Source organism: Roseibium sp. SCP14 (assembly GCF_040329475.1).
Lineage (GTDB): Bacteria > Pseudomonadota > Alphaproteobacteria > Rhizobiales > Stappiaceae > Roseibium.
Map to the genome: position 1 here is coordinate 152,955 of NZ_JBDZYH010000012.1, position 16,838 is coordinate 169,792.

Below are 16,838 nucleotides of genomic sequence, written 5' to 3' on the forward strand. Positions count from 1 at the left end.
AATGAAAATTCTCGACGCGGCAGCGACCGCTGCCGCTTTGCCTTATCCGATGGTCATTGACCGGATGGAAGCCCTGTTCTTGGAAGGACTGAAGGCTCCGGATCGTCACCATCACACCATGCCGAAGCCGAACGAAACGGATGCAACGCTGCTGTTGATGCCCGCCTGGTCGGAAGATGTTGGCTGCGTAAAGGTCGTGACCGCCACACCTGGCAACAGCGTCCGGGGTTTGCCGGCGATCGCCGGGTCTGTTCTGGTATTCGACCGGGAAACCGGGGCGCATCTAGCGCTGCTGGACGGTGCCACACTGACGGCCCGTCGGACCGCGGCCGCCTCTGCTCTGGCCATTCGCCATCTGGCGCCCGAGAATGCGGGCAAGCTGTTGCTTATCGGTGCCGGCAAGGTGGCGGCCCAGATCCCGGATGCCTTCCGGGCCGTGCGTCCTGTTGATACAGTCAGAATCTGGGATATTTTTCCCGAAGCTGCCAAAAGCCTGGCTGACGAACTTTGTGCTCGAGGCTGGAATGCCGAACCGGTTCCGGATCTCGAACATGCCGTGCCGGAGGCCGATATCGTGTCGGCGGCGACATTGGCGACCGAGCCCTTGCTCAAAGGCAAGTGGCTGCGCGAGGGCCAGCATGTCGATTTGATCGGTGCGTTTACCCCCGCCATGCGCGAGGCCGATGATCTTGCCTTGCAGCGGTCGCGCATTTTCGTGGACACGCCCTTTGCTGCGGTTGAGGCCGGTGAGCTGAAGACGCCGCTCCAAACCGGTGCGATCACTCAGGACGATATCAGAGGAGACCTCTACGAAATCTGCAAGGGGGAAGCGACGCGCGAAGGCGATGATGAGATAACGCTGTTCAAAACCGTTGGAAACGCGATTATGGACCTGGCTGCGTCCATAACCGCAGTCGAAGAGGGAATGTCATGACGCGAGTTCACAAGGGCGATCAGGCATTTGACCACGAGGGGCTCTACGGCACGGAAACCGAGATGCCGTTTTCGGGAACCCGCAGTTTCATGCGCCGCAGGCTGTCCAGAAATCTGGATGGTGTCGACTACGCGGTCATGGGCATTCCCTATGATCTCTCCACCTCTGGCCGGAGCGGGGCCCGTTTCGGTCCGGATGCGATTCGTTCGGCGACGTCTCAGCTTAGTTGGGGCGAGGTCTGGCCCTGGAATTTCGACCCATTCGACCGTCTTGCCGTCGTGGATTACGGTGACGTGTTCTATCAACGTGGCCAGCCGCAGGAGATGCTGACGAACGCCTATGATCAGGCCTTGCATGTTCTCAAGACAGGAACCAGGCTGATTGGCATGGGGGGTGATCACCTGACAACTTACCCGCTTTTGAAGGCTCACGCCAAAATCCATGGACCGATGGCATACATCCAATTCGATGCGCATCGCGATACAGCAGATTCAAGCTTCCTAGATCACGGATCCTTTGTTCACTATGCGATGAAGGAAGGTCTCATAGAGCCGAAGCGATCAATTCAGATCGGTATCAGAACCCATTATTCTCACGAGGACGACATCACGGTTCTCTACCGTCCCTGGGTTCGCGAGCATGGAATCTCGGCGCTGGCTGCGGAAATCAGGCGTGTTGTGGGAGACGGACCTGTCTACATGTCGTGTGATATAGACGCATTCGACCCTGCCTTTGCTCCGGGCACCGGCACACCGGTTGTCGATGGTCTGCAACCTAACGAGGTCATCGACACGATCCGGGCTCTGTCGACCACGAACATCGTGGGCATGGACGTTGTCGAAGTGGCCCCGGCTTACGATCATTCCGAACGAACGGCTTTACTGGGAGCTTCGGTCATTCTGGAGCACCTTTGTGCTGTTGCTTCAACTCGAAAGTGTCTGGGAGAAATTGAAGTCAGGAGAAAGGTACATACAAAACATTTGTCAGGATAAGCTTTGTCTGTGACCGCAGGTGGACACCTTGCCAATTCTCTAGGCGGTTCGAGACAAGGAGGCGTTAGTGAAACGCCGTGGACGTTGAAGGCGCGGGTCTTTGACTCCTGACACCAATCCAGCTTGCAGCAAGTCGACAAGTCTTGGCCTGGAGACCAGTTCAAGCATGGATATCTCGTGGCCGCCATGAAGGAAGTCCGGCCGTAACTCGATCCACGTCGTTCCCCCGTCGACAGTCGGAACCGCCAGCTTTCCTCCTCCCATCAATGCATAGGGATTTCTGGCTGACAATGAAATGCGATTTCCATCCACCCGGCGCAGCAAAACCGGCACGTAACTCTCTGTTGAAAGATACATGTTTGTTGCGATGTTCAGGTCAAACAGTTGTGTCTGAGACCTTGATCCGCAAATTTCAAACGCGACGTCATATTCCGGCGTTGCATAGTGCCGCCTGAGAAAGGCGCGTTCCGCAGGTGAAAAGGAAGAGGCCCCATTTGCGTGTCTGCCCAACAGACTTGTCAACTGCCGTGGCGACCAGCGATTTCCTTGATAAGTCGCAGGCACTTGCGTCGGCATCTGAAAATTGTCGAATTCCAGTTCAAACAAGTATTTATAGAGATCTTTCTCGCGGGGTGCGCCGTCATAAACAAGCGCATATCGATCCGTCACCGTAATCAGGTCGAGATGTGCGCCAATTGCGGGAGCCCCATCCACAAAATCGTATGAATTAATGACTTCATCACTGATCCGGTTGAACAGGAGTACCGCCTCGTAAAACTCGATGTGTTTGGGATTGCATGTGATTACACAGTCGTGAATGCGGAGTGTTTCACGAACGAATTTGAACAGGTACTTGATCAATGAAAAGATCAGCTCTCCATGCCTGGATCGGTATTTCGGATGAACGGTAAGCGAGGATATTTCGCAGACTCGCCTGTCCCAGGCCAGATAGTCGTCGAGAGAAAAAATCTTCTCAATCGGAAGGGCCTCCAGCGACTTCACAACAATAGTCGTTGTCGCAACGACGTTTTTCCCCTCCTTTGCAATGAGCGTATAGCAGGAGGGAAGGGTGTGGTAAGGCGTCAGTCGAATTCCGGATCCATCAGAACGCATATAGCCCGCCGCCGTATAGGCTTCATAGAGGATTTTGCAGGCCTGAATGAGTTCTCCCGTGGTCTCTGCCAATTTGAAAATAACACCATCCGGTGGTGCTAACCGGAGTTTCAATCGCCGCCTGTGAATGGCATGCCGTCGATTTTCCTTCCTTCGTTCGTGTTCAGGATGCGTTTCCAGACTGCTCATTGACTGACCCCCACAACTGTAAGTGTCGTCAGTTACAAACGGTAGAAATAAATCTTTTACCTGCTAAAAAAATACAAATTTACTATTTGATTAGTAATAGCAAATTTAGTTATTTTTTATTACTATTTGTATTTACTTAATTCTGTAAATATATCCATTTTTTTCGATTCAGTTTTTCTTTGCTTAAAATTCAGGAGCTAGATCTCTATTGCGCCTCCACTGCCTCTTTCAACTCTTATGCGCCATCGCTTACTTAACTTTCCGAGGAGAACTCAATGACCACTTCCCTTGCGGTTCCAACAGAACCTGAAGTGCAATCACCTCGTGAATGTTCGCACTCGCTTTTTTCCTATGATGAAGCATTTTCCCGAAATCTGGGTTGGTTCACGGAGCAGGAGCAGCTCACCTTACGGAGCAAACGGATAGCGATCGCTGGAATGGGCGGTGTCGGTGGATTCCACGTCACCACACTTGCGCGACTTGGTGTCGGCGCATTTCACATTGCCGATTTTGATCACTTCGAACTGGTCAACTTCAACCGGCAGGCCGGTGCGAACATGAGCACGTTGTCCAAACCGAAATCAACAACGATGGCGGAACAGGTCGAAGACATTAATCCCGGCGTCGATATTCGCATTTTTGAAGACGGCGTAACCGACCAAAACGTCGATGCCTTTTTGGCCGGTGTGGATCTGTTTGTGGATGGCTTTGACTTTTTTGTGCTTGAGACAAGACGAAAGGTGTTCGCACGCTGTCGAGAATTGGGGATTCCCGCGATCACGGCCGCACCACTCGGTATGGGCACCGCGTATCTTTACTTCAAACCGGACGGCATGAGTTTTGAAGAGTACTTTCAGTTTGAGGGCGAGGACGAAATCCAGCAGTACCTCAAATTCCTCATAGGTCTTTCACCCAAGGGGCTGCACCGTGGAGCGCTTGTTGATGATACGCGAGTAAATTTGAAGGAAAAACGCGGCCCTTCAACTGTAATCGGATGCCAGCTTGCGGCCGGAGTTGTCGGAGCGAATGCCGTCAAGATTCTGCTGGAGCGCGGGCCGCTTAAACCAGTCCCCTGGTATCACCAGTTTGATGCCTATGAAGGAAAGTTCGTAACCAAGCGCTTGCCAGCCGGCAATCGAAATCCCTTACAGCGATTGAAGCTGGTGATTGCCAGGCGACAAATGCGCAAGATGTTGTCCAATGACAATTGATGTCGGGACGTCAGGATGGGCAACCGGATCGAACACTATTGAGCAGGAGAGAGCGAACTCACCGAACTTGATCCAGAACCGGGTTTGAGCAAAGACCGTCGACCTGAGACGGGGAGCATATTTTCACTTTTTCCAGGCCCGGCAAAAGCACGCGATTAGCGTTGGCGAAACTGTCTTTCGCCGGGTGCCATCGTCACAACGGTCTCGCAAAAAATGGATTCCCAACAGGCCTGGAAATACCTTGCCAATCATATCCTGTATCAGTGTTGGTCATGTGCTCAATCCAAGCCGACAGAATCCACCTGAGAATCATCCATCTGTCAGGCCTGCTTGCCGCGGGAGCGACATGCGTCCGTTAGATGAGTAATCAGTCTTCGAACACGTCCCGGATGGCATTGACGTGCTGACTGATTACCCGCTCCGCTTTCTCGAAATCTCCGCACTGGCAGGCGTCAATCAACTCCAGATGTTCTGCGAACGCGCGATGGATGCGTTTGGGATTTGCTTTCATCAGCGAAAGGCGGGCGCGGTCGGCATGCCCCTTCACTGAAAGGGCCAACCGCCAGGCGGCAGGGATCTCGGCTATGTATGCCAGTTGCCTGTGAAATTCTTCGTCGGACCTGAAATAGGTCACGTAGTCGTCCTTGCGAACCGCGATCCTCTGAACGGCGAGCAGGGGCTCGAGCTCACCCAGATCAGCCTTGGTGTCGCACAGGGCACGAACCACCTCGCGCTCCAATGCCCGGCGAATTGTGATGCCTTCCTTGATCAGGTCGTTGTCGACCGACGCAACGACCGAGCCGACCTGTGGACGGCTGATGATCAATCCTTCACTGGCAAGTTTCTGATAAGCTTGACGCAATGGGGTTCGACTAACTCCCAGGGCTTTGGAAAGCTCAGGCTCGTTGATCTGCGTATCAGGGGGAAGATGTGAAAGAACGATCGCCAGCCGAATGAGTTCATAAACCTGGGGGCCTATCGGCCTTGTGCGGTCGATGGCGTCGGCGTCGAGTGTGTCCAGCAGGTCCAGTTGCTGTGTATCATTCCTCGGTCTTGGCATTCCTGTCGATCTTCCTCCGGTCCCTTTTTCCAATCGCAATGGGCGGTCCGAAGCCTTTTACATTGTAAGGCCTGTGTTGAACAAACCTCCGTGCCTAGTTTTTCGTGCCGCGACGCTCAAGTCTCAGCAAGCGGCGAAAGGCAGGAATGCCCAGTGCGATCGTCAGAAACGTGAGTATCATCAATACTGCGCTGATCGGTCGTGTGTAAAACGGTTCCAGTGAGCCGTCTGACAGAACGAGTGCGCGGCGCATGTTCTTGTCGAGCAACGCGCCCAGAACCAGGCCGAGAACGATCGGAGCCATCGGGAACTTGAGCTGGCGAAGCACGAAACCGATGATGCCGAAGAACACCATGACAAGTATGTCGAAGGGACGGCTGGCGAGTGAAAACGAGCCAATGGTGCACAGCACGAAGATAACGGGATTCAGCCGTTCGCTGGGCACCTGCAATATCTTGAGCATCGGTTTCGTCAGCAACAGGCCGAAAACGGTAATTGCGAGTGCCGCATATAGAAGCGCAGCCGCGACGTCGTATATCACGGTAGGACTCTCGATCATGATCAAGGGACCTGGTCTGACCCCGTGAATGATCATGGCGGCCATGAGGACGGCGGCTGGAGCCGATCCGGGGACTGCGAGTGTCAGGACTGGAATGATGGCGCCGGGTACTGCCGCCGAGTTGCCGGTCTCGGCCGAGAGGAGGCCTTCTTCGGATCCCTTGCCGTATTTGTCCCGCTCCTTGCTTGATCGCTTCGCCAGAGCATAAGAGACCCAGGCGCCGATATCTTCCCCCACGCCCGGAATGATGCCGATGAATGTTCCGGCAAGCCCTGAACGCGGAACGGTCAACCAGTATTTTCTGAGCTTGGAAAAGGGAGGCAGCATTTTTCCTGCCACCTTGGACAATTGAAGCTTCTCACCGGACGCCATCACGGTAAGGATCTCTGCGAAACCGAACACGCCGACCATCGCCGGGATCAGATTTATGCCGCCCGACAACTCTGTAACGCCGTAGGAAAAACGCGCATAAGCATGAATGCTCTCTTGTCCGACCATGGCAAAGAGCAGGCCGAGAATACCCGCGATCCATCCTTTGAGCGGATCGTCGAACGCGGTCAGGCGGCCGGAGATCACAATGCCGAAGACGGCCAGCCAGAAAAACTCGAAAGCTCCGAATTGCAGCGCATAGTCCGCAAGCATCGGTGCCAGGGCAACAAGGCAGGCAACGCTGAGAACGGTGCCCAGGAAAGAGCCGATTGTCGCCAGCCCCATGGCTTCGCGCGCCCTGTTGGCTTTCGCCAGTGGAAACCCGTCCAGCGTCGTTGCCGCGCTTGCGGGTGTCCCTGGCATGTTGAGCAGGATCGCGCTGCGGCTACCTCCAAAGATCGTACCGACATACATGCACAAGAGGATGACGATCGCCGACGGCCCGTCCATGTGAAATGTCAGGGTTGTGAGCAGGGCCACTCCCATCGTTGCCGTCAGGCCGGGCAGCATGCCGATGAAGATACCCAGAAGTGTCGCCCAGGCCGTGTTGAAAAGCTGACCGGGCGTTGAGGCCGCGATCAAGGCGTCGGCGAGATTGGCAAGTCCGTCCATATCAAGTACCTGATGCCTGGGCCTGATCAGGCGCAGGTTCCGTGAGATGGTCTTCTGTTTCTGACCACCGGTTTGGCGCTTTAGGGAAGACGGACAAGAAACAACTCCTGGAACAGCAACGTTATCGCAGCCGAGGCGCCAATGGCGATGAGCGCCGAGGCAAGAAGTCGGCCCGGCAGTTTCGCCGGTTCAGGGTCGGGAAAATGTTCGAAACCCAAAATGAAGGTAAAGACGAACAATCCCGAAGCCAGCCAGAACGGGATGACACCGACCAGAACGATCGCATAGGTGACGCATAGCGCCATTGCCCAGAAGATCCGTTTGCGGGAACGCGCATTTGTAAGGATCGCGAGCATGTCCGCTTCACCAAGCAGTGCATCTGTTTTGCGGAATGCCAGAAGAGCGCCGGACCCTGCCAGTGCCATGCCAAGGATGCCAGGTGTCAGGCCCGGTGCTTCATACCAGTGCGATCCCAGCTCGGTGTAGTCCGGCATCGCCAGGCTTGCCGCGACCACCAGCAGGCCGAGGACAATGAATATCCATCCTGACAGGCGGTCGGCCCAGGCGTTACGCGATGCCGGTTGTTTCATCTTCCTTTCACCTTTCTGATTGGATCAGGGGCGTGCGATGCCGATACTGTCCGGACTGACTGCGCCTTTGCCACTGTCGAAAAGCAGCCAGGAATTGACCTGAATGGATGGCCAGACGCGTTCCTGGGCGTCTTCACCGGTGTGGACCGCCATGACCGAACCCTTGTTTGTCGTGTACTCCTTCAATGCTTCCGAGATTGCGATGTCGCTCATCCAGACTTTCTGAAGAGTGTCGACAACGTCATCGGGTACCCCTTTGGGGACGAAAATGCCGAAGTAGATCGGAGTGGGCTTGAATTCCGGCAGCCAATTGGTGATCGGTGGGATGGTTCCCACACCCGGCACTTCTATAGCTTCGTCGGAAAGAACGGCCAGAGGACGCAGACGCTTGCCCTTGAGCATCTCGATCTGTTCAGTGATCAGCTGGCTGGTTGCAGCAGTCTCACCCGATACCGTTGAAAGCACAGCTTTGGCGCCACCGTCATAGGTGACATGCTTGTACTTGCCGCCTGCACTCTTGATGATGGATTCCATCGCTGAGTGGCCCGCGGAATTGACACCAGAAGTGCCGACAGAAATGTTCTTGCCCGCTTTCAGCCCTTCAAGAAAGGCGCCCATATCAGCGATATCCGAGTCCGGATTGACGCTGATGACGTTGACCAAGGCTGAATTCAGAAACAGGTGCCAGTCCTGGATCTGCGTGTCGAGCTTTCCGGTCACCTTGTATGTGCCCAGATCCTTCGCCGCGCCGGCTGTCCAGGTATAACCATCCTTTGGGGCGTCAAGTGTTGCCTTTGAGCCGATTGATCCGGATGCGCCGGGTTGGTTCACTACCACGACCTTCTGGCCGAGCGGTTCCTCAAGTGCGCCGGCAACGACCCGGGTCACCTGGTCGGTGGCACCGCCGGCACCCCAAGGCACGATCAGCTTGATTGGCTTTTCCGGTTTCCAGTCGGCAGCAATTGCCAGATTCGTTGACGAGGCTGCGACGAAAGCTGCCGTCAGCATGGATTTCAGAAATGTCATTCCACTTTCCTCCCTATGCGAAATGAAAAGAATGTGGCCGGCAGCGCCTTGCTGTCCGGCCGTCAGGTCTCCTTCAGATAGCCACGGCGTTCTGCCTGTTGCTGCGCCTTGATGGCCAACTCGGTGACGGAGAAAGTGTGAGCCTGTGCGCAGGCTGTTTCTGTTCGATCCCTCACGTCCCGCGCGAGGTTGACAAAATAGGGCAGGTCGGCCTCGCGGCAGTCCACGTATTCATTGTCCTGACCGTTGACCAGGAACAGATGGTTCTCCCCCGGTCGGCCGTTGATATCGACATATTTGCGTAGCTCTACGTATCCCTCGGTGCCGAGGATAAAGAGGCGGCCGTCGCCCCAATTTGGCAGTGCGTCGGGTGTGTACCAGTCAAGTCGGATGTACGCCTGCGCCCGGCCGGCGTGCAGGTTCAGTTCGCCGAAATCCTGGAAACCAGGCCGGTCCGGATTGTTGAAGTTGCCAATGGCTGAATGCGCGATCCGCGCTGTCTCTTTGCCGGTGAAATAGAGAAACTGGTCGATTTGATGGGTGCCGATATCACCCAGGATACCGCCGTATCGGCGCTCATCGAAAAACCAGTCGGGTCGCAGATGCGCGTTCAGGCGGTGCGGCCCAAGGCCGATGGTCTGAAGGACTTCGCCGATGCGTCCCGCCCTGACAATTTCAGCGGCCTTCGTGACGGCGGGAACTTCGAAGCGTTCGGAGAAGTCCACCGACCAGATGCGGCCTGTTTTCGCGACGACACGCCTGATCCGTTCCAATTCTTCAAGAGTGATACAACCGGGTTTGTCCAGCATGATGTCTTTGCCGTGACGCATGGCTTCGATCGCCAGGTCAGCCCGTTCGTGGGGTGGGACGGCGATCAGTACAAGTGGAATGGATGTGTCCTCCAGAATGCGCCGAACGTCGTCGACACGGGGAACATCGGGAAAGCGTCTCTGAAAGCCGGCAAGAGGCTGCGGTTCTCCTTCCGTCCAGAAGGATGCGAACCGGCAACCCGCGGCGATCATGCCTTTTGCCATTCCGAATATGTGGCGATGGTCCAGGCCTATGGCGGCGAACTTGAATTGTTCGGGCATGATTTACTCCTCTGCCGGCAAGACGGGAATACGTTTGCCCTCTCGAGAAGATTTCGTCAGTGCGTCGATCAGAGCGTGCACCTTCAAACCGTCACGGCCGCAAATTCTGGGAGATCGGTCTTCCCGGATGGCGCGGGCGAAGTCCGCAATCAGATCCTTGTGCCAATCGCAGGGAAATGCCATCGGGTCGGCACCGCCGCCGGATCCGGTGAGTTCTCCCACGTCTTCGGTCCGGCCGTCACGCCAGGTGACGGTCAACCTGCTTCCGACAAGCGACGCTGTTCCAAGTGTTCCGTCCAACACGAGACTTTCCGTCGTCCCCGGATAGGTCGCCGTCGTCGCCATGACGGAACCAATTGCCCCGTTGCGGAAGCGGATGCCGCCGGTGGCAAAGTCTTCTGCTTCAAGATCATGAAGCGCTGTTGTTGCGCAGAACGCCTGAACGCTTTCAGCTTCTCCTGTAAGGCTCAGCATCAGATCCAGAACATGGATGGCCTGACTGATGAGCACACCACCACCGTCGCGCGCGAACGTCCCGCGTCCGGGAACGTCGTAATAGGATTGATCGCGCCACCAGGGAATGACGGCACGGACGAGTGCGATTTGCCCGAGTTCAGCATTGTCGACCAGTGCCTTTAATCGTTCAGCTCCGGCGCGGAAGCGGTGTTGGAAAACGACGCCATATTTCACGCCGGCGTCTTCGCAGATTTTTACAAGCTCCCTGGCCCCGCCAATGGTCCGCTCAATCGGTTTTTCGGTCAGGATATGCTTGCCTGCCCTGGCAAACAGTCTGACGAGGTCGGTGCGCTGATCCGGTGGGGTGATCAGGATGACGCCTTCAATGTCTTCGTTGTTCGCGATCTGCTCGGCACTTTCGAAAACCGGCCATCCGTGTTCGGCTGAAACCTTGGCTGCTTTTTCCTGGCTCCGGTTGAAGATGCCGCAGACATGAACCTGTTCGGAAAGAAGGGACAGCGCCTCAATATGCGGTTTTGCAGCCATTCCTATGCCGACGACAGCAATGCGGACAGGATCCATGTGAAGCTTCCCGATTGAAAAACACAAATACTTGTATCCCAGTATTCCAATGATGGCAAGCTACAAGTCGGGCTTCCGGTCTCATGCGCCTAGAGGTGCTGCCTGCTCGCACACGATGATGAAATTCTGAAAGAAAACGGATTTGATAGGAAAGAGCTGAAACGCCAAGGGGGCATTAGCCGTTCTTGCATCTCCAGATGAACAGCTGCTGGCGAGCAACTGGATCGACCGACCAGGAAATGGATCTAAACGCTGGGCTTATTTGCAAACTTGCTGAACGTGAACATCTGTTGGGCATCATGACACGAAAGTAGTGCAATTGTCCGACTGATAAGAACATACCATGAACACAATCGTATGATCAAAGGTTCAGCAATCAGAAAGTCACCAAGCAAAATGGCGGCCGTTTGGGCCGCCATCTCGTTAATTCTGAGTTTGAACTGAACTTCACTTAGACGAAATTGAAGTCGTCTTGGTGCAGTTGCGATACGACAACGTTATCCAGCTTGATACTGGTATCGCTGTCGATGGTCAGATAGGTGTGCGTTCCATCGTCTGAGGCTGCAGCAATGACGCTCTGGAAATCCGCGAACAGTGCAGTTTCGAACTGGAGCACGTCGTCCGTGCCGCTTCCCGCGGTGAAATCGACAACAGTGTCGTGGCCGGTTTCTCCTGCTCGGAAAACAAAGGTGTCGCTGCCAGCTTCGCCGACCATCCAGTCGTTCCCGGTTCCACCGATAATCGTATCGTTTCCGGAACCGGCAAAAACAGTATCGTTGCCCGCTTCCATCTCGATCGTGTTGTCGGCATCAGAACCATAGATGGCGTTGTTTCCTGATCCGGCCTTCACATGTTCAAACGCGCCTTGTGCCAACGCATATTGCCAATCGTTGGTACCGGTGAAGACAATGGTGTCGATGCCGTCTCCACCTGAATACCAGGTGTCATCGGAATCGGCGTAAATCGTGTCATTGCCACCTTGCCCCTGAAGGCTATCAGCCCCGGCACCGCCATAGATGATGTCGTTGCCGCCACCGGCCTGAACAAAATCGTCTCCGTCTTCCAGATGGATTTCGTTATCGTCGTCAGTGCCCCAGATCTTGTTGTTTCCAGAGCCTGCATAAACGTTCTCAAACGCACCCTGAGCCAGGGCATATTCGAAATTGTCCGTGCCGAGATACACAAGCGTGTCCGTGCCAGCTCCACCCGAGAACCAGGTGTCATCCGCATCGGCATAGACAGTGTCGTCACCATCTTCCCCTTGAAGGGTGTCCGCTCCGGCTCCGCCGTAGATGATGTCATTGCCATCACCCGCCTGGACGAAGTCGTCACCATCTTCCAGGTGGATCTCATTATCTCCGGTGGTGCCCCAGATCTTGTTGTTGCCGGACCCGGCATAGACCTTCTCGAACGCACCTTGAGCCAGTGCGTATTCAAAGTTGTCCGTGCCAACATAAATAAGCGTGTCTACGCCACCGTCTCCCGCAAACCAGGTATCGTCGGCGTCGCCATAAACCGTGTCGTCCCCTTCACCGCCATTGATTACGTCGGCACCAGCTCCGCCAGTGAGCGTATCGTTGCCGCCGAGACCGTTGATGGTGTCGTCGCCGGCAAGGCCATCGATGATGTCATCACCACTGGTGCCGGTCAGCGTGTCGTTTCCGCTTGTCGGTCCCGACGCTTCAATGGTCAGGTCGAAAGCTGCCTGTGCCGACAGGCTGCCGTCAGAAGCCAGGATCAGCAGCCCCAGCACTCCGGCCGTGCCTGCCGGAGGGGTGCCGGTAAAGGTTCTCGAACTTGCATCAAAGGCAAGCCAAGACGGCAATGCGGATCCGTCGGACAGAGTGGCACTGTATGTCAGTGCATCGCCATCAACATCGCTGAAGGTATCTGCCGGCACCGAGAACGACCAAGAAGCATCAACCGAAGCAGCCTGATCGGAAACTGCATTGGCGACAACCGGGGCGTCGTTGACCGGATCAACAATTAGGTCGAAAACGTCTTCCGCACTCTCAGTTCCATCGGAAGCAACTACCTTGAGCGATAGCGTACCATTGTAATCCTGAGGAGGAGTTCCTGAGAAAGTCCGTGTGTTGGCATCAAAGGACAGCCAGGCGGGAAGACCAGAGCCATCAGCAAGTGCTGCGGTGTATGTCAGGGCATCCCCATCAACGTCGGAGAAGGTATCTGCCGGCACCGTATAGCTCCAGGTCGCATCTTCGGCGCTATTTTGGTCTGCAATCGCATTCGAGACAATCGGTGTGTCGTTAACCGGGTCAATCACCAAATCAAAGAGATCTTCCGCGCTTTCAGTTCCATCGGAGGAAACGACTTTCAACGATACTGTGCCGTTGAAATCTTGCGGAGGTGTCCCCGAGAAGGTCCGGGTGTTGGTGTCAAACGACAGCCAAGCAGGTAAGGCAGAGCCATCGGCCAGTGTCGCGCTATAGGTCAGCGCATCTCCATCGGGATCGGAGAAAGCATCAGTCGGAACCGTGTAACTCCAGGCACTGTCTTCCGCACCGCTCTGGTCCGCAATAGCGTTGGAAACAACGGGTGCATTGTTTCCTGGGGTTCCAGCGAGCGCCAAATCATAAATTTGACTTTCAGTCCAAGAAACTGCGTCTTGATAGTCGTTTGCCCGTGTCCCTGTTACGGTGATCCCTTCAATTGAAGTGTCGGTGCTGCCAGCCAGGAATTGGTCTTCAACAAGGATTGTCTCTCCGGTCGACAGGATAGTGACCAGAAGATCCTTATTATTGGCACCCGTCATTTGAAGAGCAACATCACTTGCACTGAGACCAGTCAGCTTAAGTGTGTCTTCATCTGAACCAGAGCCACTTTCCCGGATCGTGTCGGCACCATCTCCCTTGCTGAAGTTGTAGCTGTCGTCCCCCGAGCCGCCGAGGAGCAGGTCGGCACCGCCGCCCCCACTCAACCAGTCATTTCCTGCGTTACCGTTCAGGGTGTCACCACCACTCCCACCGGATACGTAGTCGTTTCCTTCACCTCCTGAAACGGTGTCATTACCATCTCCACCGCTGACATCGTCGTCACCATCTCCACCCGAGACTTGATCGTCACCTTCATCCCCACGCAAGGTATCTCCTTCAGAAGTTCCAATCAGGATGTCATCGCCGTCCAAGCCATTATAGAATACACCTTGACCGGGCGCGCTTGGTTGAAGGTCGGGCGTATCGTTTCCGTCAGTTCCACCACCTCCTGACGGCACATCAAAATTGAAGTTTCCATTCTGAAAATCTTCAATGATCACCGTTGCAACGTATCCAGTCCAATAGGCGTGGATGTTCGATCCGTATTCGGATAGGTGATAAGCAACCATTACATAGAGGTCGCCATTTTCGACAAAGCAGGCGACACCTTCCTCCTCATCGAAATAGAAATCCTTTCCCTGATATGCTGCGTGCCGCAAATCCAAATCGGGTTTGTTCAGTTGGATTTCCAGACCCATACGTTCCAGAAGAATTATTTCACCAGTACCATCAATATCTTTGATACGATCTACGTTATCGAATCTTTCAAGAGTTGAATCGAAATAATATCCGTGACGTTGCCCCTCATAGTCTGTGTATCCTGAAATGAAATCAAAATTTTGTTTTGGGGGATCTACATCAGGAATGTTCTCTGTGTGCTCTGCCCGGTGCACATAGTAAACATCATTGCCAGCCCCACCTTGCAGGTAATCCTGTTCTTCATCGTCGAAGAAAAGCGTTTCGGGACTTGTTTCGCCGGCAGCTACGAGCCCAGCCAGGACGTTGTCTTTTGTACCACCGGATAGTGTGTCATTACCGTCTGCGCCATCGGACTCGTCACCGTTGTCTCCGACCAACCAATCTTTGCCCGTTCCTCCGATAAGGAAATCATTGTCTGAACCACCGAGAAGAATATCGTCATCGGCACCGCCGCTTAATGTGTCATTGCCCTCTCCGCCATAGACCTCATCTTCGCCTTCTCCGGCATCGATTGAATCGTCCAGGTTTCCGCCGCGAACAATGTCGTCATTTTCAGAAGTATGTTCTTCGGTGATAATTCGCGCGAATTCTTCCAGAAGATCATTTGACACACCTGGAAACACGTCAACACCTGGAACATTTGGTGGATAGGCGTTGGCGTCAATGCCTACGGAGTACAGCACCGACGCAACAACCGAGTTCGAGTTCTCCGAAGGAATATCGTAGTCAATTCCTGCATCATGAATTAACTGCGCGACTCGCAACATTGTTTGCCAAACATCATTTGCGTCACGATCACCGAGATCAATAACGCGGCTTCCAAAATCTGCTCGATTTTCTATGGGGCGATTATCTTCCGAGTTTGCAATCGGCACGCCGACTTCAACAATAATATTGCTAAGCCCTGGAGTTATATTATCTTCCGGACCTCCACGAATTACATACTCGGAGCCGGAGTCATCTACAAATACTAAATACAAATGATGTGCTGCATAAGGTATTACATACTTTGCTTCTATTCTAATCTCAGCCACTGGGGTATTCCTCCTCTACGGATTACGGCAACTTCTTCGGGGGAGGAAATTTGGAAAATGGCTGTAAATACGCCGTTTGAGCCACCCGGCACTCTTAGAAAGATTGGCCAAATGGAGCTGCGGTCGATCGTGAAACGTATGGTTTCCGATTTGTGTGAGCCGCGAGCAGGAATAAACTCAACGGAATAATTTTTCCCTAGCGACTGAAAACAGTCGGTCATTCCTTCCCAATCAATGAGGTTGTTTTTCTCAAACTGAGTGACGATCACATCCGAAAGAATGTCCTCAAGCTTCCGCTTGCTGAACGTGAATGCGAGTTTGTTTTTCGGCAGGTATGAACAAGTCTCTTCCGCTAAGCTTGAACCAGTTGCAATGCCGAGAAACAACCATATCGCGCAAAGCATCTGCAAAGAGACACCTTTGGCAAGTCGCAAAGTGGTGGTAAGAAATTTTCTATTCGATGTTTTGTTTTTCACTCTTAACATCAGATAGTTGAAATCCTTACATGACAGAATGCCCCTCGACGAGCGCAAACCGTATTTGTTGCAAGAAAGGTTTGATGGCCACAGCAGGCAGAGGCAGCTTGAGAGAAATTTCAACTTTACATTGCACATGGCGACATAGCTTGCAAATGTTATTTTCTCACCTTTTGGTAGAATTCCGCTTTTCCAGGTCACGATGCTCTCCATTGTCGAGACGCTCATTTCGCAATTCCAATTGTCCAGGGTACGAACGATCAACATCCAACAATAAAACTGTTTGATTGATCGAGTTTGAGGTGTTGTTGGTTAAAGTGAAGAATCCCTATACCAGCTTCGTTCAATGCACAGCTGACACGAGCACATTTCGGCATCCCTCAACACGATAAAGTAGCCAGCGATATATACGGAGGCTACTTTATGTCGAATGACGACTATCATTTCAGTGATCTGACGAAGGTGAACTCAGCCGAGCTATCAAAAGAAGAACGGGCGGAAGCGATAGCTCAGCTGAACGACACCTTTCGCCAAACATTCTCCGGCGGCAAAGTCGTCGGAACACAAAGAATTGGCGCCCTCACCGCCGATGAGCGAACGAGGATCCCCGATGCAGTCCGTGAATTCACTGGCTTCCAAAAAGGGGATAGTCCCTACGGCGAAAGAGACTTCAGCGAGCTGAAAGTTGGGGCCTAACAGATGACGTCGATCTCTGGTCGTTGCGCCCGAAACCTTCGTTCTCAAAGCCTGATCACTATATGTTCCCAAAAGTCGGACAGATTGGTCACTTTCGTGTCGTGACGCCCTACTGTGAAAAAGCTGCTTTTCACACCTGAGACAGGAACTTGCAACAGAGCCGATCACCTTGAAAATAAACATAAAATTGAAAGCGGGTCTCACGAACAGCTTTACGATGACTCTAATATTTAGTACGTCTGCAGAATTGCATGACGAGTTCTTTTTTCTGAAACAAATGTGTTCGATGGGCTCGTTCTAAGGATACGAGCAAAT

The 16,838-nt window shown here is 53.8% G+C and carries 13 protein-coding genes; 4 read left to right on the plus strand and 9 right to left on the minus strand.

Going from position 1 to position 16,838, the window contains the following annotated elements; all coding sequences use genetic code 11:
- Window position 1: 1 nt before the first annotated feature.
- A complete protein-coding gene (locus ABLQ08_RS30160) occupies window positions 2-934 on the plus strand; it encodes an ornithine cyclodeaminase family protein (RefSeq protein ID WP_352950269.1) in 933 nt (310 codons plus the stop codon).
- Window positions 931-1,926: an agmatinase gene (gene speB, locus ABLQ08_RS30165; RefSeq protein WP_352950271.1), complete on the plus strand. Its 996-nt coding sequence runs from the start codon at window positions 931-933 to the stop codon at window positions 1,924-1,926. The genes ABLQ08_RS30160 and speB overlap by 4 nt, the downstream gene beginning before the upstream one ends.
- Before the next feature lie 39 nt (window positions 1,927-1,965).
- On the opposite strand, the gene ABLQ08_RS30170 is transcribed toward speB, so the two are convergent.
- A complete protein-coding gene (locus ABLQ08_RS30170; protein WP_352950273.1) occupies window positions 1,966-3,228 on the minus strand; it encodes an N-acyl amino acid synthase FeeM domain-containing protein in 1,263 nt (420 codons plus the stop codon).
- 275 nt (window positions 3,229-3,503) lie between these two features.
- Here ABLQ08_RS30170 and ABLQ08_RS30175 point away from each other — a divergent pair, with 275 nt between their 5' ends.
- Entirely contained in the window at window positions 3,504-4,439 is a 936-nt protein-coding gene (locus ABLQ08_RS30175; protein ID WP_352950275.1) for a ThiF family adenylyltransferase, read from the plus strand.
- A 367-nt stretch (window positions 4,440-4,806) separates the two neighbouring features.
- Here the strand turns inward: ABLQ08_RS30175 and ABLQ08_RS30180 are convergent, their stop codons facing one another.
- The 8 genes from ABLQ08_RS30180 to ABLQ08_RS30215 all read right to left on the minus strand — a co-directional run bounded on the left by ABLQ08_RS30180 (window position 4,807) and on the right by ABLQ08_RS30215 (window position 16,028).
- Window positions 4,807-5,499 carry a GntR family transcriptional regulator gene (locus tag ABLQ08_RS30180; protein WP_352950277.1) on the minus strand — a complete coding sequence of 231 codons (693 nt, stop codon included), beginning with the start codon at window positions 5,497-5,499 and terminating at the stop codon, window positions 4,807-4,809.
- Window positions 5,500-5,593: 94 nt separating this feature from the next.
- Window positions 5,594-7,099 carry a tripartite tricarboxylate transporter permease gene (locus ABLQ08_RS30185; RefSeq protein WP_352950279.1) on the minus strand — a complete coding sequence of 502 codons (1,506 nt, stop codon included), beginning with the start codon at window positions 7,097-7,099 and terminating at the stop codon, window positions 5,594-5,596.
- 80 nt (window positions 7,100-7,179) lie between these two features.
- Window positions 7,180-7,689 carry a tripartite tricarboxylate transporter TctB family protein gene (locus ABLQ08_RS30190; RefSeq protein WP_352950280.1) on the minus strand — a complete coding sequence of 170 codons (510 nt, stop codon included), beginning with the start codon at window positions 7,687-7,689 and terminating at the stop codon, window positions 7,180-7,182.
- Window positions 7,690-7,713: 24 nt separating this feature from the next.
- Window positions 7,714-8,715, minus strand: a complete 1,002-nt coding sequence (locus ABLQ08_RS30195) for a Bug family tripartite tricarboxylate transporter substrate binding protein (protein WP_352950282.1) — start codon at window positions 8,713-8,715, stop codon at window positions 7,714-7,716.
- Between the two features lie 62 nt (window positions 8,716-8,777).
- A complete protein-coding gene (locus ABLQ08_RS30200) occupies window positions 8,778-9,806 on the minus strand; it encodes a Gfo/Idh/MocA family protein (RefSeq protein ID WP_352950283.1) in 1,029 nt (342 codons plus the stop codon).
- Window positions 9,807-9,809: 3 nt separating this feature from the next.
- A complete protein-coding gene (locus ABLQ08_RS30205) occupies window positions 9,810-10,844 on the minus strand; it encodes a Gfo/Idh/MocA family protein (protein ID WP_352950285.1) in 1,035 nt (344 codons plus the stop codon).
- 451 nt (window positions 10,845-11,295) lie between these two features.
- The gene (locus ABLQ08_RS30210; RefSeq protein WP_352950286.1) at window positions 11,296-15,000 is read right to left on the minus strand and encodes a putative Ig domain-containing protein; all 3,705 of its coding nucleotides are present in this window, start codon (window positions 14,998-15,000) and stop codon (window positions 11,296-11,298) included.
- Between the two features lie 332 nt (window positions 15,001-15,332).
- Window positions 15,333-16,028: a hypothetical protein gene (locus tag ABLQ08_RS30215; RefSeq protein WP_352950288.1), complete on the minus strand. Its 696-nt coding sequence runs from the start codon at window positions 16,026-16,028 to the stop codon at window positions 15,333-15,335.
- Between the two features lie 222 nt (window positions 16,029-16,250).
- On the opposite strand from ABLQ08_RS30215, the gene ABLQ08_RS30220 reads away from it, so the two are divergent.
- Complete coding sequence (locus tag ABLQ08_RS30220) at window positions 16,251-16,523, plus strand: hypothetical protein (protein WP_352950289.1); 273 nt, start codon at window positions 16,251-16,253, stop codon at window positions 16,521-16,523.
- Window positions 16,524-16,838 lie beyond the last annotated feature (315 nt).

Bases quoted from the DNA above. Each gene is read 5' to 3' on its own strand.
- ABLQ08_RS30160 (WP_352950269.1), top strand. From the start codon at position 2: ATGAAAATTCTCGACGCGGCAGCGACCGCTGCCGCTTTGCCTTATCCG.
- speB (WP_352950271.1), top strand. From the start codon at position 931: ATGACGCGAGTTCACAAGGGCGATCAGGCATTTGACCACGAGGGGCTC.
- ABLQ08_RS30170 (WP_352950273.1), bottom strand. From the start codon at position 3,228: ATGAGCAGTCTGGAAACGCATCCTGAACACGAACGAAGGAAGGAAAAT.
- ABLQ08_RS30175 (WP_352950275.1), top strand. From the start codon at position 3,504: ATGACCACTTCCCTTGCGGTTCCAACAGAACCTGAAGTGCAATCACCT.
- ABLQ08_RS30180 (WP_352950277.1), bottom strand. From the start codon at position 5,499: ATGCCAAGACCGAGGAATGATACACAGCAACTGGACCTGCTGGACACA.
- ABLQ08_RS30185 (WP_352950279.1), bottom strand. From the start codon at position 7,099: ATGGACGGACTTGCCAATCTCGCCGACGCCTTGATCGCGGCCTCAACG.
- ABLQ08_RS30190 (WP_352950280.1), bottom strand. From the start codon at position 7,689: ATGAAACAACCGGCATCGCGTAACGCCTGGGCCGACCGCCTGTCAGGA.
- ABLQ08_RS30195 (WP_352950282.1), bottom strand. From the start codon at position 8,715: ATGACATTTCTGAAATCCATGCTGACGGCAGCTTTCGTCGCAGCCTCG.
- ABLQ08_RS30200 (WP_352950283.1), bottom strand. From the start codon at position 9,806: ATGCCCGAACAATTCAAGTTCGCCGCCATAGGCCTGGACCATCGCCAC.
- ABLQ08_RS30205 (WP_352950285.1), bottom strand. From the start codon at position 10,844: ATGGATCCTGTCCGCATTGCTGTCGTCGGCATAGGAATGGCTGCAAAA.
- ABLQ08_RS30220 (WP_352950289.1), top strand. From the start codon at position 16,251: ATGTCGAATGACGACTATCATTTCAGTGATCTGACGAAGGTGAACTCA.